Here is a 17,891-nt window from a genome sequence, read left to right as displayed (position 1 = left end):
GCTGCCTGTATAAAATTAAGTTTCAATTATTTGGCGACGTTGCGGATGATGATCGTTTGTCCGCCTTCTTTGTTGGTGTTCGTACCGCTGCCGTCGGCATTCAGGAACGCGTCTTTTTGCCAGGTGTGCGGGTGGATGTTGACCATGAACGTGTTCGGGACGCCGATGACATCCGAAATATCCATCATCGCGCCGTATTCCCAATTGCCGAAACGCATTTCACCCGTTTGGTTGTAGGCGGCCTGCCACGCGGCATCGGTGCGTTTGTGGTTCATGTTGAGCCAAGGTTTGGTTGCCTTAGTAGCGATATTGTGCTGCCAGATGTACGAATCGTGTTGTGCGGCCGTGTAGTAGCTGTCGCCGTCTTCCTGGATGTAGACGTAGTTTTCGGTCACGCACAAATTGTCGGGGTTGATCAAGCCTGTCCCGGGCATAGAATCGCCTTCGACGACGACTTCGAGTGTACCTTTGAGCGGGTCGTTTTCCTTCATTTTCAAACGGTAGACGCGGCCCCACATGGTATAGCCGTCAACCGGCGCGTTCGATGTCGCCTGGCCAGTGGCGGTAAAATATACTTCGCGTGCGGCGGCGGCGTTGCCTTTGCGGTAGTCGACATCTTCCACGCGTGAAAAACGGATCGCACCCAAGTCATTGACGGTGGTATTGATGCTGGCTCCGGTCAAATTCACGGCGTTCGGCACCTCTACAAATTCGACGTCATAGCTGTTGCCGACGGTCATGTTCATCTCGACCTGGTTGCCACTCACCCGTTTGAGCGCATACAATTTGCCGTTGTACAAATCGCCGACGGTATTGGTCAAATACATGATGAGTTGGCCGGCGCTGATGTGCGATGCGGCATAGCTTTGGTCTTCGCCAATCAAAATCACCGTTTTTCCAGGGTAAGTATCCTTCGGCAGCGGCACGGCATTTTCCATACTCGCCTTGCCCAAAGCCGGCAAAACACGGTCGGTTCTGGCGCGGTCACTGACCAGTCCGAGCGGATTGATGCCGTGCACCATGCTTTCTTCGCCCGATTCGCCTGCAGTCAAAAACATTGGGCCGAAACCGTGGATTTGCGGCAACGCGAGTGTCGCAGAGCAAAGTCTTGTCAAACCGCCCACGCCGTCGACAATGTATTCGCCTTTGACAGGCTTGAACGTTTCGTCCAAATACACACGCGAAACCGATTTGAGGATTTCGTGGTTCGAGATCAGCAAGTAGCCGTTGCTGTTCGGATCTTTCATAAGCCCGGCACCGTCGGGTTGTGCGCCATAGACGAACGATGGCGACTGCGCGAGCACATCCGAACTACTGATCAGCACGCTGATGTCTAAGTCGTCTGCATTGTCCATCGAAAAGGCAAACGATGGTACATCGGAATGCGAACTAAAATCGATTTTGTCGTTGATGGTTGGCGGCGTAGTGCCGTTGTTGTTGTCATCGTCGTTACACGATGTGAGTACGGTCGCGGCTACGCAAAACGCCAGACCTTTGAGTAAGAGTTGTGTCATTTTAATTGATTTGTTGTTTCGGACACAAAACTACTTTGGGAATTTTACGTTGCGGTTAATACAGTTTTTTCAAATCGACAGCAAAACGATAAGCCAATGTTAAGTTGTTGCCTGATCGTTAATACAATGTAATAGGAAAAAGAAAACCAAGCGCTGCAGGGATTACGCGGCAATCTGCATAGCGCTTGGCTTGTATTTTTGAATAACAGATTATTTCTGCGCTTCTTTCTTTTTCTTTTCCGAATCGATCACGGCACCCGTTCCCGCGCCCAATCCACCACCGGCCAACCCGCCGATGACCGCACCACGGCCCGGTTTGTCCTTGTCGATCAGCGCGCCCGAAACCGCGCCTACACCGGCACCAATGACTGCGCCTTTGGCTGCACCGCTCCACCCTTTGCGTTTTTCTTCGGGTGCCGAAGCGGGTGTATTGTTGACGATGACCGGACGTTGGCGCTCGGCCCTGGCGGCAGCTACTGCGTTCATCGAATCGATGGTGCGTTGCTTGGCCATTTCGGCTTTTTGTTGTTCCATTTCCATTTTGAGCGAGTCGATCGTCGCTTGTTGCGGATCGCCCGCGACACCGGCTTCATTGCCCGTGTTTTTACATGAAACGATCAAAACGGTTGCTGTAAGTAAGGCTGCAATCTTTTTCATAACATTTGCTTTTTAAGTTTTAGCCAAATTAACAAACGCAGATAGGGCTGGGGTTACAGCTTTTCGACCTATTCTTACAACATTCTACAAAACAAAAAATCCACGGGCGTAACCCATGGATTGTTTTTTATTGAAAAAACTGATGTTTTACTTCTTTTTCACTTTCATGTTGAGCACCTCGACGAGCAACGAGAAAGCAATCGCGAAATACAGATAGCCTTTCGGCAACGGCGTGACGTGGTTGCCAAAAATGAGCGCGTTCGACAAATGCGCCGCTTCGGTGATCAGCATGAGCCCGATCAGGATCAAAAACGAAAGCCCCAAGATCTGGATCGACGGATGTTTGTTTACAAAGGCGCCTACCGGCACGGCAAATTGCATCATGATCAAAACCGAAATCACGACAGCCGTAATCATGATGTACAACGCGCCCTCGACGCCGTTGGTCATGCCCACCGCCGTCAGGATGCTGTCGAACGAGAACACCAGGTCGATCAGGATGATTTGTGTGATCACGCTGCTGAAACTCTTGGTCGCCGATTGGCCGAGCTCTTTTTCTTCTTGCCCTTTTTCATCGACCTTTTCATGGATTTCCTTGGTGCTTTTGTAAATCAGGAACAATCCGCCCAGCAACAACACCAAGGCTTGCCCCGATACCGCTGCCTTGATGAAACCCCAGTCGAAACTAAACCAGGGCGCTTTCATCGCAATGAGCAGGGTGATCCCAAACAATAGAACGATGCGCATGAACATGGCCAGGAACATACCGATCTTGGTGGCGCGTTTGCGTTTTTCCTCGGGTAATTTTCCGGTGACGATTGAGATGAAGATGATGTTGTCGATCCCGAGTACGATCTCGAGAAAGGTCAGCGTAAGCAAGGCTACCCACGCATTCGGGTTGGATAAAATTTCTACCATGGCCAAATTAGTTCAAACGGGTCGCGGTGCCTTTTTGCTTTTTGTCGTGGCCCACGCTTCCGAATTCAAAAGTATAGGTTTTATCCGAAGTGGTCAAAATTTTTACGCTTACCGCGCGTTTTTCGGCCATCGTTTTCGGGTTGTGTTTGCGCAACACATATTCGCAATCGTTCACCCAACGTATCGACGACGTATCGGTTTGGCCTTTGTAGGTCTCGATGACCATCGTATCGGTGCGCACGGTGACGGTTTGGTGCTTAACACCATCGATCTCGATTTCCGAAAGGAATTTGCCGTTCTTGAAATCGGTACAGTTGCGCTCGACGTTGTAGCAGGAAGCAAGGGCGATAAGCGAAATAAAGAGTAAATATTTTTTCATTTTTTAGGAGCTTGAACCCGCTTTACGTTGCAATCTTTTATTCGTTTGGCAACTCATAAAAGGATTTCCACTGCAATCGGGGCTAGTGTTTATCGTATCAATTCAAATCTTATTTAAACTTTTTGAGTTCCTCATCGGTAAAATGCTTAACGGCTTTTTCCTTCGAGAACTTATCCGCATTGTAACTCTTGGATGCATTCCTCGGAATCGATAAACTGTCCCATGCCGATGCCTTGAGTTGCTTGGCATAGAACACAATTTGCCCTACATGGTACGGATAATGCGCCAGTTGCCTGTTGATCGCCTCGACCACCGTATGGCCTTCGTTGCGGATGTAGATGATTTGGCCCAAATGCGCAGGCGTCAACCCGGCCAGCGCGTCAAACAGACACTGCCAGCCTTGGTCCCACAAGGTCATTAATTCCTCTTTCGAGCTTATGGTGTCCTCAAATTCGTCGTCGCGGTTGCGCCATGGCTTTTCGCCATCCGATGTCAAAAAATCGGTCCAACGCGACAACATATTGCCCGCAAGGTGTTTGACGATGACCGCAATGCTGTTCGTATCGTCGTCGACCGACACGAACAATTGCGCGGGTTCGAGTTGCGCGATTGCTTTTTCGCCCAGCAATTTGTAGTACTGGAACTGCTTTATCGCGCTTTCGAGATAGGAAGTGTCGGGCGTTGACATGGTTTTTCAAAAATCTGACGTAAAGGTAATGCTTTGCGTTGTGACCGTAAACAATAATTTGGGGAATTCGAGGTGAGGAAGCGTCCTTGAATTTGCGAAAATGCGATTCAGGGCTTAAACCTTAACCACAAGATATGGTCGTCATCATTCGATACAGATGTCGTATTTTTCCAACAAACCGGGCAAGGAATCGGTGGCGAATTTGGCTTTTTTGATGGTGTTCCGTTCGGGATCGAGCCGAATGTGGTAGGCGGTAGACAAATCGGCGCCCGTGAGATTGGTTTGGTCGAACACCACTTCGTCGAGGTTGCAGTGGTCGAACGTCGATGCGGTCAGGTCTGTCGCTTCAAAATTGACGCCCTTGAGCGATGTGTTCGCAAACACCGTCTTGGGCATTTTCTTTTTCGAGAACCAGGAATAGTCGAGCGTACAATCGGTAAAACGCACCGCAAACAAAAAGTCGTCGCAGGCATCAAAGCGAATGCCGAGCAGTTTGCAGTCGACAAAGGCTACAGTCTTCAATCCGGTATTGGGCAGTTGGGCCATCGACAGGTTACAGCCTATGAATTCGCAGTCGATGAACGTACAGCCAGAAAACGTCGTCCCCGAAAAATCACATTGGTTGAACACGCAGCCATCGAACTCGCGTCCGTCGAGCCGGTTTTCGCGAAAAATCGCCCTGTCGTAGGTTTGGTCGATGTTGATCAAATCGGGTGTCATTTTCCGAACAGGCTTTTCATGATGGTGTTCAAACCCTTGAACGTAAAAAAAACGGCAAAAAAACAAATCGCTACGCCCACGGCCAGCACCAGATAATGCCAGGCGGTATGGTCGTTTTGGAACGCATTGTAAATTACGGTGGGCCCGACGAAAAAAAGCGGCAGCGCCCAGGCGAGGTATTTGATGCCTTTGTTGAGTATTTGGCGGTTGGTGTGCAAGGATTATTGTTTATTACTATTATTTATTCTAGAGGTTGAAACGGTCGGCGTTGTATTGGTCGACGGCCTTGCGTACGCTGCCGAACTTTTCGAGCAATTCGCCCGCCTCGTCATAGTTCACGGGAATTTCGTCCATGATCATCCGGATGCCGCGGTCGACGAGTTTGTGGTTGCTCAGTTGCATGTCGACCATTTTGTTGCCTTTGACGCGCCCGAGTTGGATCATCGTGGCCGTCGAAATCATGTTGAGCACAAGTTTTTGCGCGGTTCCCGCTTTCATTCGAGAAGAACCGGTAACAAATTCGGGTCCCACAACCACCACAACCGGAAATTGGGCGGTAAGCGCGAGCGGACTGCCGTCGTTGCAGGTGATACATCCGGTCAAGATGCCATTTTCGTTGCATTTTTCGAGCCCGCCAATAACGTAAGGCGTCGTGCCCGATGCGGCGATCCCGATTACGGTGTCGTTGGTGTTGACGTCAAATTCAGACAAATCGATCCATGCCTGTTTGACATCGTCTTCGGCGTTTTCTACCGCGCGCCTGATGGCCTTGTCGCCACCCGCGATCAGTCCGTTGACCCAGTCGTGCGGTACGCCAAAAGTGGGCGGACACTCCGAAGCATCCACAATCCCCAACCTGCCCGAGGTTCCGGCACCAATGTAAAACAAACGGCCGCCGTTTTTCATGCGGGTCACAATCTGCAGCACGAGCGCTTCGATTTGCGGAAGCGCTTTTTCGACGGCATGCGGTACGGTTTTATCTTCGTTGTTGATGCTCGCGAGCAATTCGGCCACGGGCATTTTTTCGAGCGAATCGTAGTGGGAGGGTTGTTCGGTGGTTTTGGTGAAAGTCATAAAGTCATAAAGTCATAAAGTCGTAAAGTCGTAAAGTCGTAAAGTCGTAATGTCGAATGTCGACCCGAGGCGCAGCCGAACTGTATGGAGCGCAGCGCAATAAATGTCGAATGTCGAATGTCGAATGTCGAATGTCGAATGTCGAATGTCGAATGTCGAATGTCGAATGTCGAATGTCGAATGTCCAAAAATATTGCGAAACCAAAGTTACGAAGTTTTCGGTTGACTTTTGGTAGGGAGCGCAATATCTGTCCGCAAAACGCAAACATCAGTATGTACGCTTTTTATGGTTTTGCGAACTCGTGATTGTTAAACAGTTAAAATCCAAAGTTTTAACACCGGCCGTATACTTTTTTTTCGGATATTAGCGTTCCCCAATCACCAAATCTATGAATTCGATGAAGAAATTAATGTGTATGATGTTGCTCGGGACCGCGATGGGCCATGCGCAGCAAAATGTAACGACCGATGCTACCGCTCCGGTGGCGCAAACCATCCAAAAAAAGAACAAGTTGCTGGCCGCCAAGGATTTTAAATTGGCCGAAGGGCGCATGGTGGTCACCGAACTGCCGTGTCAAATCAACGATGGCGAAAGCGATTGCCGTTTTTTGGTGAGCGTGGTGTGCCAGCAAAAGGCATTTCGCGAACTCGGGCTTGAAAAAATCAACCAAATCATACTGATGGCCAACCAAAAAGCCAAAGCCACGCTGCACCGCGAACACAGCTACACCCCTTCTGAAATAAGACTTTCTTACAACCCGATCATCAAAGACTGGAGTTTGACCAATTCGTTTTCGACCAAGGACCAAGACGGAAAGGTCAACAACAAGTTGCTCACGATGGATTTCGATTCGTCGGGCAAATTCAAGGTAATGAAAAGCGTCTTCTAGACCAGACACGCCAGCAAAATACCCAGTACAATCACCGATACCTTGGCGATGTTGAACTTGTGGCCTTCGGTGGTCTCAAAAATAATCGTAGACGAAATGTGGAACAGGATCCCGATGACCACGGCCGTGATTTGTGTATAGTAGGCCGCCAGTGTCGGGATGTATTCCGAGGCCAACGTACCCAAAGGCGTCATCGCCGCAAATGCCACCATAAACCCAAAAATGATTTTGCGGTCGAGTTGTGCGTTGAGGAAAAAAATCGTCAGGATGATTGCGATGGGCAAGTGGTGGATGGCGATCCCAACGGCCAAATGGTGGTGGTGGCTTACCGGAAATCCTTCCAGGAACGCATGGATGCAAAGGCTCGTAAACAACAGCCAAGGCATGTTGCGCATTTCGGCATGGCCGTGCACGTGCCCGTGTTCGGCACCTTTCGAAAAGAACTCGAGGACAATCTGGAACAGGATGCCCGCCATGATGAACACGCCCGTTAAATTGGCGTGGTCGTGTCCGTCGTGCGCATGATTGGCTTCGTATACTTCGGGCAACAGGTGCATGACCGTAATCGAAAGCAGGAACGATCCGCTAAAGGCCAGCAGCAGCTTGAGGTTCTTTTTCTTGTCGGGTTTCAAAAACAGCGCGATGCCGTAGCCGACGAGTACCGATAAAAGGGGTAGCAAATAATTCATCATTTGAAAATCATGATCAGGCGTTCGCTTTCGGTCTTGTGGAATTTGCGCAGTTTGTAATCGCCAAACGTATCGAGCAGGTAAATCCCGGCTTGCTCCATGAGTTGCTGGAAACAAGGCAGCGACAACGCACGTACTTTTTCGGTAAAGTGGAATTGCTTGCCGCGGTCCTCAAAGTCGATCTCCTTGTAAATGTGGTCGTCGATGTGGTAGCGTTTGATGTGAAAATCGATACCGTCTACGTGCTTGGTTTCCTCTGGTACGAGGTTGGCCAGGACGTGGTTGACATTCATAAAATCGACCACCGCAAAACCGTATTCCGACAGGCTTTCCTTGATGGCGACGAGCGTCTTAAGGTTGTCGTCGTCGTTCTCGAAATACCCGAAACTGGTGAACAGGTTAAAGATCGCGTCGAATTTTTCGGCAAACGGCTGGCGCATGTCGTGTACGCGAAAATGCAAATACTGGTTGGTGTTCTTTTGCGCCTCGCGGATGTTGTTCTCCGACAAATCTACGCCCGTCACGTCAAAACCCAACTGGCTCAAATAAATCGCGTGCCGTCCTTTTCCGCAAGCCAAATCGAGCACCTTGGCCTTTTCGGGCAAGTTGAGGTAGTGCGTCAAATTGTCCATGAACAATTGCGCTTCGCGGTAATTGCGTTCCTTGTAGAGAATATGGTAGTACGGCGTGTCGAACCAAGAGGCAAACCAATTGTTGGCTTCTTTTTGCATAGTCGTCGATTAGACTGCAAATTTAGTGTATTTTTGCACGGAAATACCGCAAATGACGATGGAAAATAATTTCAAGATGATCGCCAAGACTTTTTTCGGTTTCGAGGAAATTCTGGCCAAGGAACTCCAGCAGCTCGGCGCACAGGATGTCAAGACCGGTACGCGCATGGTGAGTTTTCGCGGCGACAAGGGGTTCATGTACAAGGCCAATTTGTCGCTGCGCACGGCGCTCAAGATCTTGAAACCCATCCACAGCTTTCGCGTATTCAACGAAGACAGCCTGTACAAAGGGATTTTGGCCATCGATTGGTCGCAGTACATGAACGAAAACCGTACGTTTGTGATCGATTCGACCGTACATTCCGAAAAATTCAACCATTCGGAATTCGTCTCGCAAAAAACCAAGGATGCCATCGTAGACCAGTTCCGCAAGAATACCGGCGCGCGTCCGAGCATCGACAAAGCACATCCCGATTTGCGCATCAACGTGCACATCGACCGCGACCAGTGTTCGGTATCGCTCGATACGTCGGGCGCTTCGTTACACCACCGCGGGTACAGGACGGCCACCAACATCGCACCCATCAACGAAGTACTAGCTGCTGGCATGTTGTTGCTCTCGGGTTGGGACGGCCAAGGCGATTTTCTGGACCCGATGTGCGGCAGCGGCACCATCCTGATCGAAGCGGGTATGATTGCCTGCAACGTGCCGGCCAATTTGAACCGCAAGGAGTTTGCGTTCGAGAAATGGAACGATTGGGATGCCGAGCTGTTCGACATGATCATGGAGTCGCAGCTCAAAAAAGTACGCGAATTCCATTATACGATCACGGGCTACGACAAAGCGCCGTCGGCTGTGATCAAAGCCAAGGACAACATCGCCAACGCCAACCTGTCGGAATACATCAATGTATCGGAACGCAATTTCTTCGATACGCAAAAAGAAACGCAAGGCCCGTTGCACATGGTGTTCAATCCGCCGTATGGCGAACGTCTGGACATCCAACTCGAACGTTTTTACCGCGAGATCGGCGACACGCTCAAGCAAAATTATCCGGGGACCAGCGCGTGGTTCATCACCGGCAACCTCGAAGCCCTGAAGTTTGTCGGACTCAAGCCGTCGCGCAAGATCAAGCTGTTCAACGGCAGCCTCGAGGCCCGACTCGTGAAATACGAGATGTATGAAGGAAGCAAACGCACCAAATTCCAAGTCAATTAATTATTATTTATTGCTATTTTTTATTGGTCTGAAATAAATAATAACAATAAATAATAAAAATGAATACAATGAAAAAACTACAAACCAAGGCCCTCATCTACCAACTGCTGTCGTTCGCGGCGCTGTTTTTCCTGACGCGCTACCTTGTGGCCGAATTCACAGGGCTGACCGGCTTTTGGATCCCGATCACGGCCTTTGTGGTCGGTACGTTGCTGTCGCCCAAATTCCAGGCGATGCGCACGCCAAAGGGCGATAAGATTTTTATGTCCTGGCTGTTTGTGAAAGGCATTAAAGAAGTGAAATGATGGTTGTTTAATCGTGGAATCGGGTAATCGTTTAACCGGATAGCGTCGACCACGAATCGATTAAACAAATAAACGATTAAACAATTAAGTAGACTACCAAACGAATTAAAGACATACAAATGACAGATCAAATAGAACACCGTCTTCCGGTAGAATTACTCGAAAAAAGCATCCAAAACGGCAGCGAGTACGGCTGGCGTAAAAACGATTTCCTCGACGTGGTCGAAGCCGCGCGCAAACTCGAGATGGCCATCGAAGGTGGGCTCGTACAGTATGTGTTCGAGGAAGGAACGTGCGAATTGTATTGGCTGCACTATTTTACGGACGAATTCAAAAAAGGTGAAAATTGGGTCGACTACTGCAACCGTACGGCCAAGGAATGCGCCGAGCGTTTCAACAAAATCGTCCGCGAAAAAGACATCAAGAAAGACGCGATCAACAGCTTCGAATTGGCCAAGCAAAAAGCCGACGAAGGCATCGACATCGACAAACATCAAATCTTCATTATATCTTTCGAAGACAAAGACAAAATGCCTGTGTTTCCCGTGGCGAAGGAGAAAGAAAAAAAAGAACGACGCGACCGCGATTTTAGAAGAGACAAAGACGCAAGAAAAAACAGGGAGCCGCGGAAAGAAGGGGATCAGCGAAAAGACAAGGATCCGTCTAAGAAGAGAAGACGGTAGTTTTTATTTGTTTAACCGTTTAACTGTTTAATCGTTTAACCGATTCGTGGTCGACACTATCCGATTCAACGATTCAACGATTAACCAATTCAACGATTAACCAATTCAACCTATTTCTGCACCTCGATTTTCTGCTTCGTCTTGTAAATCGGGATAAAATACGACACCGTATAATTGAGCCCCACGCCAAAATCGCCGTCATAGGTACGGTGAAAGCCCGGGATGTACAGGTTGTCAAAGTTGCGCGGCTTCTTGTTCGAGATGAGTTTGTTCACGCGCAAACTGAACCCCACATAAATGTTGTTGTAGACCTTGGCGTTCACGCCCGCCACAAATTCGGCCCATTGCGCCGACAATCCGCTGAATTTTTCACCCGAAGCCGTTTGCGGCTCGATGCCCAGGTAGTGGTTGCGGTTGTACACGGTGTAATGGTTCAGCGTCTGGCTAAAGGAGCTCACACCGTAACGCAAACCCACATAAATCAAATTCTCCATGTCGAGCCAGTTCTCGTAGGCGTTGTAGTTAAAACCGCCGCGAATGTACGTGCCCTTGGTCGTGAAATTGAGCTGCGGATCGTCGACGGTCTTGTTTTCGTTGCCGATCTCGGCCGCAATATAATAGCTCTTGGCAATACGGTAGTCACCCACCAGTTCCAATCCCTTGTAATCTTTTTCGTAAAACGAACGCGAGAGCTTGAACAAATCTACGCCCACGCGCAACCCGTAACGGTGGGTCTTGATGCTGTCCTGTACCGTTTCCTGTGCGCTGGCCGACAACCCGCCCAGCAACACGCACAAACTACCAATAAATGTTAAGATGCGTCTCATTTTCTGAAATTACGTTGCGGTTGGCGATCGTGATGTTTTGGATCCAGTTGCCCTGCGTAGCGGCTTGGTCGTCGTTGAGTACAAAAGCGTTGGGCTCGTCGCCGTTGCCGCCATTGAGCAAAAAATAAACGCTGTAGCCGCAGGCGCGCGAAATGTAAAGCGTTTGGCGGCTGTAGTTGAACTCGAGCGTATCGGTATAAATCAGCCCCGGATCGGTGGCGTTGGCGTTGAGCGTCAAAATATAGCGGATGCGGTCGGCCGAGGTATCGAGCGGTAACGAAACCGACGGGCCGTTGGCCAAATACTTGGTCACGTCGGTACCGCTTTCGTTGAACACAATCCCGTCTTCGCGGCCTTCCTGAACCACCTTGAGGTTGACGACATTCTTGGCCACCGAGGGGTCGTTGTAGTCAAAAAACGAAAGCACGAGCCGCGGCGTCGTATTGGTATCGGCGTCGCAAATGTCGTCCTTTTCACAGCCGAGCGTGAAAACAAGCAGGAGTAAGGCGAGTATTTTTTTCATTTATTTTGGGGCGTTTCCGCGCATCAAATTTATCAGTCTATTCAAATTTTCGGGCGCGGCCGCGCTGTCCGCTCTATCTTTTGCTTCGTAAACTACACAAAAGGATGCCGCTTCCATCGCTAACGCGTTTGTCCAACGTCAAATGTCCAACGACCGCTCGTTCGACTTTTGACTTTTGGTATTCGACTACCTTTTCACCAAAAGTACGACATTTTCTACATGGTGCGTTTGCGGAAACATATCCACCGGACGCACGCGTGCCACTTTGTATTTTTCGTCCATGAGCGCCAAATCGCGCGCCTGTGTCGCCGAGTTGCAGCTCACATACACCACACGCTCGGGGGCAATCTTTAAAATCTGCTCGACCACATCCTTGTGCATGCCGTCGCGCGGCGGATCGGTGATGATCACATCGGGATGGCCGTGCTGGGCGATGAACGCGTCGTTGAACACGTTTTTCATATCGCCTACATAGAATTCGCAGTTCGTGATGCCGTTTCTTTCGGCGTTGGCTTTGGCGTCTTCGATGGCTTCGGGCACGCTTTCCACACCAACCACCTTTTTGGCCTGACGCGAGACGAATTGCGCGATGGTTCCGGTTCCCGTATACAAATCGTATACGAGCTCGTTGCCCGTCAACCCTGCAAAATCGCGTGTAATCTTGTACAGTTCATAGGCCTGCGCCGAGTTGGTCTGGTAAAACGATTTGGCGTTGATGCTGAATTTCAAGCCTTCCATTTCCTCAAAAATATGGTCGCGGCCTTTGTAAGTCACGATGGTCTGGTCATAAATTGTATCGTTGGCCTTTTGGTTGACCACATATTGCAGCGACGTGATTTGCGGAAAAGCCCCGGCCAAATGATCGAGCAACAACTCGCGCTGTGTTTTGTTGTCGTCAAAAAATTGCACCAGCACCATGATTTCGCCCGTCGATACCGTGCGGATCATGAGCGTACGCAGCAATCCTTCGCGGTTGCGCGGGTCAAAAAAGGCGAGCCCATTGGCGTTGGCAAAATCGCGTATCTCGTTGCGGATCGCATTCGACGGATCTTGTTGCAGGTGGCATTTGTGGATGTCGAGGATTTTGTCCCACATTTTCGGGATGTGGAAACCCACGGCGTTGCGGTTGCCCAAATCGTCCTGGCTCGCAATTTCCTTTTCGGTGAGCCAACGCGAATTCGAGAAGCCGAATTCCATTTTGTTGCGGTAAAAAAACTGTTGCTCCGAACCCAAGATCGGTTCAAACTCGGGCAGCTCGACCTTGCCGATACGCTGCAGGTGGTTCTTGACCTCGTTGTGTTTGAACGCAAGCTGCTGGTTGTAGTTCATGTTTTGCCATTTGCAACCGCCGCACACGCCAAAATGCTCGCAAACGGGATCTACGCGGTAGTCCGACAATTCGTGGAATTTGACGGCCTTGCCTTCGTAATAGGCTTTGCGTTTCTTGAACGTTTGCACATCGACCACGTCGCCGGGCACCACATTCGGGATAAAAATGACTTTGCCGTCGGGCGCCGTCGCAACCGAAACGCCCTTGGCGCCCGCGTCGCGCACTTTGATGCGTTCGAACAGTACTTTGTCGGTGTTTTTTCTTGCCATGGCGCAAAAATAGTCGATTGGGCGGATTTGGGCATCAATTTGGCGCACTTTTGTGAATTTATTTCGAGGCGTTTGCGTTAGCGATTGAAGCAAGGTGCCGTGCACCGCGGAAAGCGCGACCGCGCAGCGATGGCCGATCTGGAAGCAAAAACGCAAATGCGCGGAAACGCCCCAACAAAAAATAACTTTTGGCTAACAAATTCTGCGTGTAAAAGCGCTAACTTTATGGCTTAACGCAAACAACACACCATGAAAAGATCAGCAACGGCCGTATGGCAAGGCTCGCTCAAGGAAGGCGCGGGCAAACTCACCACCCAAAGCAAAACACTTGACAGCACGCAGTATTCGTTCAAGACGCGTTTCGAGGACGGCGTGGGTACAAATCCTGAAGAATTGGTAGCCGCGGCGCACGCGGGCTGTTTTACGATGCAACTTTCGGCTTTTATAGGCGAAGAAGGTTTTGCGATCGAAAGCATCGAAACCAATTGTGTCATCACAATGACCGAAGGCACCATCACCAACTCCGATTTGACGGTAACCGGCAAGATTTCGGGAATCTCGAACGACAAATTCCTGGAGCTCGTGACCAAGGCCGAGAAAAACTGTCCGATTTCGCGGTTGTTCAACGCCGCCATTTCGTCGAAGGCGACACTGGCCTAAAACAAAAAAAATCCTCGATTGAGGATTTTTTTATGGCTGTTTTCTTTGAAGTTTAGTATTTGATGTCGAAAGACCCGTTGGTGATTTCGGCTGTACTGGAGTTGTCGAATCTTGCCAGCGCGCCAGAGAACGTACCCACGATGTGTTTGTTGGCATTGGTGGTCACATTGTGCGTGAACGCAGCGCCGGTATGGTCTGTATCGAATTCTTCGTCGCCGTTCATAAGGTAAAAGAAATAGATGGTTTCTGTGCCCGGGACATCCTGTTCGAGGCTGAAACTGATTTCCTTGGTAGCATCGGTCGAAATGGTCGCGCGCACCTCAAGGTCGACATAGGTGTGGTCTGGCGTGGTGTGCGTTTGGGTATCTACCTGGAACGTGTCGAACGTATATTCGGTACCGTTGATGGTGGCCTTTAGCGTATTGGTCGATGGCGTCGGGATGGTCGGGACATAAACTGAAGTCTCGTCAGACGAACACGAAACAATGAACAACGCGGCTACGATGGGAAATAAAATCTTTTTCATTTGAGGTTTCTTTTAGAGATTGTGGCCAAAAATAGGTTTTTAGGTTGTGGTTTACAATTTTAGCAGGTTTTTTAACAGATGAAACTCAGTCACGAAAACGATTGATTTTTGAATTATATTGATTATTTTTGACGAAAATTGGATGATTTCTCTCCACAAGAAGGAATTGTAGAAAACTATTTAAAAAATACAGTTGTAATGTCAGTTTTAGAAAAAATCACTTCGGAGGAGCTTATCGCGTTGGAGGACAAGTACGGGGCGCACAATTACCATCCGCTGCCGGTGGTGTTGTCACGCGGCGAGGGCGTGTATGTGTGGGATGTAGAAGGGAAGAAGTACTATGATTTCCTGTCGGCGTATTCGGCCGTCAACCAGGGGCATTGCCATCCAAAAATCGTAGGGGCCATGGTGCAGCAGGCGCAAACCTTGACGCTTACCTCACGCGCATTTTACAACGACCAATTGGGGCCTTACGAGCAATTCGTGACCCAATATTTTGGTTTCGATAAAATGCTGCCGATGAACACCGGCGCCGAAGCCGTCGAGACAGCGCTCAAGTTATGCCGCAAATGGGCCTACGAGGTCAAAGGCGTGGCCGAACACCAGGCGCAGATCATTGTGTGCGAGGGCAACTTCCACGGACGTACCACCACCATCATCTCGTTCTCTAACGACGAGAATGCGCGCAGGAATTTTGGGCCTTACACCGATGGTTTCATCAAAATCGAATACGACAACCTCGAGGCTTTGGAGCAAGCGCTGCAATCGTCGCCGAATGTGGCAGGATTCCTGGTCGAGCCGATCCAAGGCGAAGCGGGCGTTTATGTACCGTCCGAGGGTTATCTGGCCAAGGCCAAGGCGTTGTGCGAGCAATACAATGTGCTGTTCATCGCCGACGAAGTCCAGACCGGCATCGCCCGTACAGGCAAGTTGCTGGCCGTACACCACGAAAATGTCCAACCCGATGTACTGATTCTTGGGAAGGCCATTTCGGGCGGCGTGTATCCGGTTTCGGCAGTATTGGCCAACAATTCCATCATGAATGTCATCAAACCGGGGCAGCATGGTTCCACTTTTGGCGGAAACCCGATTGCGGCCGCTGTGGCCGTGGCTGCACTCGAAGTGGTCGAGGAGGAGCGATTGGCGCAAAATGCCGAACGTTTGGGCATCATCTTCCGCGAAAAAATAGGGGCATACATCCAAAACTCGAACATCGCTACATTGGTGCGCGGGAAAGGCCTGCTCAATGCCATAGTGATCAACGATGTCGAAGAAAGCTCGACGGCATGGGACATTTGCATGGCCCTGCGCGACAACGGGCTTTTGGCCAAGCCAACGCACGGCAACATCATCCGTTTTGCGCCGCCGTTGGTCATGACCGAGCCGCAGTTGCTCGAATGTGTCGGGATCATCACGCGAACGCTGCAACAATTCGAAAGATAAAACGATCCGCTCCGGCGGATTTTTTTACGCCAAAACATTACCTTTATCCCATGAAAAAATTAATCCTGTTGCTGATGGCGGCCGGTATTGCGTTGGCCTTTTATGCGCAAAGTACGTCGCCCAAGAATGTATGGCTTACCGTGATCGGGCTCGTCCTTTTTATGGGCGGGATGATGTGGCTCAGTTCTAAAACACCGAGTAAAAACCAATCCAACGACGATGATGAAGTTTAGTAAAGGCGATCGTATTTCGGTGCTCGACGAAGCCATCGACGGCGTGGTGGTATCGGTGCAAAACGATGTTGCAACGGTTGAAACCGACGATGGGTTCATGATGACATTTAATGTCAACGAGATAATTAAATTAAACGATTCCAATAATTTATACAAGAATACCGGAAGTCATAATTTAAATCAAGTCAAAAAAGAAAAAGAAGAACCCAAGCCGCGCAGTTTTGTCAAAGAAAAAAAGCCAGCGCGTGAAGCCGGTGTTCCCGAATTTGACCTGCACATCGAAAAACTCGTCAAGAATTTCAAGCAGATGAGCAATTATGATATCCTGACTTTGCAAACCGAGACCGCCAAGCGACACATCGATTTTGCGATCAAAAACCGCATCCCCAAAATTGTTTTCATACACGGCGTGGGCGAGGGCATCTTAAAGGCCGAACTCGATTTTATGCTCGCGCGTTACGACAACATCGTTTTCCAGGACGCCAGCTACCAAAAGTATGGGCAGGGCGCCACCGAGGTGTTGTTCAAACAAAACAGGTGATTACTGGATCAGTTCGCCAATCAGGATGTCGTTCCCGTAATAGAACGAACTTGCGCCCTTGACAAACGTCACGCCTCTGAGCCTGATGGTGTGTTTGTACCCGCTGCCGAACAAGGTCGTGGTGACTTCTACAATGCCGTTGCCGTTGTTGCCGTCGGCGGCGATCCACTCCTCGGCCGTTCCAGGAGGCGTCGCGAGTGTGGTGCCCGACGAGCAAAAGTAGTCCTGGTTGCCGCCCGAAGGCAAGGTGCCGATGAAGTAGCGGTAAACCACACGGTTGTTGGCTTGCCCGATGACGGCCGTTTTGGCTACACCCAAATTGTCGGTCGAGAGCAACGCCGCGTCGAAGTTCTGGATGTACAATCCTTCCTTGCCGCCATTTTGCGCATTGTAAAACGTATTGGTCGACGGACACAAGGCCACATTTTCTGGCACAAAACTCAACGGTAGGCTATAGGTTGGATTCGTGAAATAGTTGCCGAATACATACTCCGAATACGATTGGTCGGTGCCATCGGGTTTGGCGAACTTGATGTTGCGGAATACGACTGCGTGTCGGTACCGGTTCAAACGGATCTGTCCGGTTTCGGGATTGGGTTCGCTGTAAACGGGTGTGGTCGTGATCTCGACGGTTCCGGCGGTGGCAAGCCATTCGGTGGTGGCGATGGGCGAAATCGGCGCCGGGGTCGTGCACAGTACCGGATCGGTCACCGTACCGCTGTAGGTCCTGAACGTGACGTTGATGCCGCCGCCTATGGTTTTCGTACGCGGATTTCCCGCAGCGGTCGGTTCGTTGACAAAAGCATCGCTGCCGCTGGGCAGGGTGATGATCATCGCCTGGTTTTCGGTGAGTTTGTAAACGAGCAGCCCGCACGTCTTGGCGTCGACATCGTCAAAGGTGATGGTGTCTACGGTGACATCGCCATCGTCGCAAGAAGCCAGCAGTCCTACCAAAATCAGCAACCCGAAAAACTTTTTCATAACGTTCAATTTGGAGCAAAAATAGGAATTTAATAGACAACGGCAACGAATTAGGTTTCTGTTAACAGGACTATTTGTTACCTTAGCGCCG

At 50.0% G+C, this 17,891-nt stretch carries 23 protein-coding genes; 8 read left to right on the top strand and 15 right to left on the bottom strand.

The features are described from left to right. Nucleotides 1–26: 26 nt before the first annotated feature. The 8 genes from BLP55_RS11600 to murQ all read right to left on the bottom strand — a co-directional run bounded on the left by BLP55_RS11600 (nt 27) and on the right by murQ (nt 5,950). Entirely contained in the window at nt 27–1,514 is a 1,488-nt protein-coding gene (locus tag BLP55_RS11600; RefSeq protein WP_091144116.1) for an alkaline phosphatase PhoX, read from the bottom strand. A gap of 210 nt (nt 1,515–1,724) precedes the next feature. Further along, the gene (locus tag BLP55_RS11595) at nt 1,725–2,171 is read right to left on the bottom strand and encodes a YMGG-like glycine zipper-containing protein (protein WP_091144112.1); all 447 of its coding nucleotides are present in this window, start codon (nt 2,169–2,171) and stop codon (nt 1,725–1,727) included. Between the two features lie 147 nt (nt 2,172–2,318). Further along, the gene (locus tag BLP55_RS11590) at nt 2,319–3,089 is read right to left on the bottom strand and encodes a TerC family protein (protein ID WP_091144357.1); all 771 of its coding nucleotides are present in this window, start codon (nt 3,087–3,089) and stop codon (nt 2,319–2,321) included. 7 nt (nt 3,090–3,096) lie between these two features. Beyond that, nucleotides 3,097–3,468, bottom strand: a complete 372-nt coding sequence (locus tag BLP55_RS11585) for a DNA topoisomerase IV (protein WP_091144108.1) — start codon at nt 3,466–3,468, stop codon at nt 3,097–3,099. A gap of 109 nt (nt 3,469–3,577) precedes the next feature. Next, entirely contained in the window at nt 3,578–4,156 is a 579-nt protein-coding gene (locus tag BLP55_RS11580) for a DUF1572 domain-containing protein (RefSeq protein WP_091144105.1), read from the bottom strand. A gap of 144 nt (nt 4,157–4,300) precedes the next feature. Continuing rightward, nucleotides 4,301–4,876 (bottom strand): pentapeptide repeat-containing protein, encoded by a 576-nt coding sequence (locus tag BLP55_RS11575; protein WP_091144102.1) that lies wholly within the window; start codon nt 4,874–4,876, stop codon nt 4,301–4,303. After that, nucleotides 4,873–5,094 carry a DUF6095 family protein gene (locus BLP55_RS11570; RefSeq protein WP_091144098.1) on the bottom strand — a complete coding sequence of 74 codons (222 nt, stop codon included), beginning with the start codon at nt 5,092–5,094 and terminating at the stop codon, nt 4,873–4,875. The genes BLP55_RS11575 and BLP55_RS11570 overlap by 4 nt, the downstream gene beginning before the upstream one ends. A 28-nt stretch (nt 5,095–5,122) precedes the next feature. Then, nucleotides 5,123–5,950, bottom strand: a complete 828-nt coding sequence (gene murQ / locus BLP55_RS11565; RefSeq protein WP_091144094.1) for an N-acetylmuramic acid 6-phosphate etherase — start codon at nt 5,948–5,950, stop codon at nt 5,123–5,125. A 398-nt stretch (nt 5,951–6,348) separates the two neighbouring features. Here murQ and BLP55_RS11555 point away from each other — a divergent pair, with 398 nt between their 5' ends. Further along, nucleotides 6,349–6,840: a hypothetical protein gene (locus BLP55_RS11555; protein WP_139149659.1), complete on the top strand. Its 492-nt coding sequence runs from the start codon at nt 6,349–6,351 to the stop codon at nt 6,838–6,840. Here BLP55_RS11555 and BLP55_RS11550 read toward each other — a convergent pair. Together BLP55_RS11550 and BLP55_RS11545 are read right to left on the bottom strand one after the other, a co-directional pair. After that, nucleotides 6,837–7,529 (bottom strand): ZIP family metal transporter, encoded by a 693-nt coding sequence (locus BLP55_RS11550; protein WP_091144354.1) that lies wholly within the window; start codon nt 7,527–7,529, stop codon nt 6,837–6,839. The two genes, BLP55_RS11555 and BLP55_RS11550, sit on opposite strands and share 4 nt — an antisense overlap. Next, nucleotides 7,529–8,260: a class I SAM-dependent methyltransferase gene (locus BLP55_RS11545; protein WP_091144087.1), complete on the bottom strand. Its 732-nt coding sequence runs from the start codon at nt 8,258–8,260 to the stop codon at nt 7,529–7,531. Before BLP55_RS11545 ends, BLP55_RS11550 begins: the two co-directional genes overlap by 1 nt. A 58-nt stretch (nt 8,261–8,318) precedes the next feature. On the opposite strand from BLP55_RS11545, the gene BLP55_RS11540 reads away from it, so the two are divergent. The 3 genes from BLP55_RS11540 to BLP55_RS11530 all read left to right on the top strand — a co-directional run bounded on the left by BLP55_RS11540 (nt 8,319) and on the right by BLP55_RS11530 (nt 10,467). Next, entirely contained in the window at nt 8,319–9,479 is a 1,161-nt protein-coding gene (locus tag BLP55_RS11540) for a THUMP domain-containing class I SAM-dependent RNA methyltransferase (RefSeq protein ID WP_091144350.1), read from the top strand. Nucleotides 9,480–9,547: 68 nt separating this feature from the next. After that, nucleotides 9,548–9,784 carry a hypothetical protein gene (locus BLP55_RS11535; RefSeq protein WP_091144347.1) on the top strand — a complete coding sequence of 79 codons (237 nt, stop codon included), beginning with the start codon at nt 9,548–9,550 and terminating at the stop codon, nt 9,782–9,784. Between the two features lie 119 nt (nt 9,785–9,903). Next, complete coding sequence (locus tag BLP55_RS11530; RefSeq protein WP_091144084.1) at nt 9,904–10,467, top strand: hypothetical protein; 564 nt, start codon at nt 9,904–9,906, stop codon at nt 10,465–10,467. A gap of 110 nt (nt 10,468–10,577) precedes the next feature. Here the strand turns inward: BLP55_RS11530 and BLP55_RS11525 are convergent, their stop codons facing one another. The 3 genes from BLP55_RS11525 to rlmD form a co-directional block, all read right to left on the bottom strand. Further along, nucleotides 10,578–11,294 carry a DUF6048 family protein gene (locus tag BLP55_RS11525; RefSeq protein WP_091144080.1) on the bottom strand — a complete coding sequence of 239 codons (717 nt, stop codon included), beginning with the start codon at nt 11,292–11,294 and terminating at the stop codon, nt 10,578–10,580. Continuing rightward, complete coding sequence (locus BLP55_RS11520; RefSeq protein WP_091144076.1) at nt 11,266–11,817, bottom strand: DUF6452 family protein; 552 nt, start codon at nt 11,815–11,817, stop codon at nt 11,266–11,268. Before BLP55_RS11520 ends, BLP55_RS11525 begins: the two co-directional genes overlap by 29 nt. Nucleotides 11,818–12,003: 186 nt before the next feature. Then, complete coding sequence (gene rlmD, locus BLP55_RS11515) at nt 12,004–13,416, bottom strand: 23S rRNA (uracil(1939)-C(5))-methyltransferase RlmD (RefSeq protein ID WP_091144344.1); 1,413 nt, start codon at nt 13,414–13,416, stop codon at nt 12,004–12,006. A 249-nt stretch (nt 13,417–13,665) separates the two neighbouring features. On the opposite strand from rlmD, the gene BLP55_RS11510 reads away from it, so the two are divergent. Next, entirely contained in the window at nt 13,666–14,076 is a 411-nt protein-coding gene (locus tag BLP55_RS11510; RefSeq protein ID WP_091144072.1) for an OsmC family peroxiredoxin, read from the top strand. A 52-nt stretch (nt 14,077–14,128) separates the two neighbouring features. On the opposite strand, the gene BLP55_RS11505 is transcribed toward BLP55_RS11510, so the two are convergent. Further along, the gene (locus BLP55_RS11505; RefSeq protein WP_091144067.1) at nt 14,129–14,602 is read right to left on the bottom strand and encodes a hypothetical protein; all 474 of its coding nucleotides are present in this window, start codon (nt 14,600–14,602) and stop codon (nt 14,129–14,131) included. A 198-nt stretch (nt 14,603–14,800) separates the two neighbouring features. On the opposite strand from BLP55_RS11505, the gene rocD reads away from it, so the two are divergent. Genes rocD through BLP55_RS11490 form a run of 3 tightly spaced genes read left to right on the top strand, consistent with a single transcriptional unit; the run spans nt 14,801 to nt 16,819 of the window. Next, nucleotides 14,801–16,045: an ornithine--oxo-acid transaminase gene (gene rocD, locus BLP55_RS11500; RefSeq protein WP_091144063.1), complete on the top strand. Its 1,245-nt coding sequence runs from the start codon at nt 14,801–14,803 to the stop codon at nt 16,043–16,045. A gap of 50 nt (nt 16,046–16,095) precedes the next feature. After that, on the top strand, nt 16,096–16,278 hold the full coding sequence (locus tag BLP55_RS11495; RefSeq protein WP_091144059.1) for a hypothetical protein: 183 nt from the start codon (nt 16,096–16,098) through the stop codon (nt 16,276–16,278). Further along, nucleotides 16,265–16,819 carry a Smr/MutS family protein gene (locus tag BLP55_RS11490; protein ID WP_091144055.1) on the top strand — a complete coding sequence of 185 codons (555 nt, stop codon included), beginning with the start codon at nt 16,265–16,267 and terminating at the stop codon, nt 16,817–16,819. The genes BLP55_RS11495 and BLP55_RS11490 overlap by 14 nt, the downstream gene beginning before the upstream one ends. Here the strand turns inward: BLP55_RS11490 and BLP55_RS11485 are convergent, their stop codons facing one another. Further along, nucleotides 16,820–17,800 (bottom strand): hypothetical protein, encoded by a 981-nt coding sequence (locus BLP55_RS11485; RefSeq protein WP_091144051.1) that lies wholly within the window; start codon nt 17,798–17,800, stop codon nt 16,820–16,822. Nucleotides 17,801–17,891: the final 91 nt, after the last annotated feature.

The organism is Flavobacterium caeni, assembly GCF_900101895.1.
In the GTDB taxonomy this organism is placed as follows: Bacteria; Bacteroidota; Bacteroidia; order Flavobacteriales; family Flavobacteriaceae; genus Flavobacterium; species Flavobacterium caeni.
The sequence above is the reverse complement of the archived record's forward strand: the minus strand, read 5'-3'. Positions and strand labels throughout refer to the sequence as shown.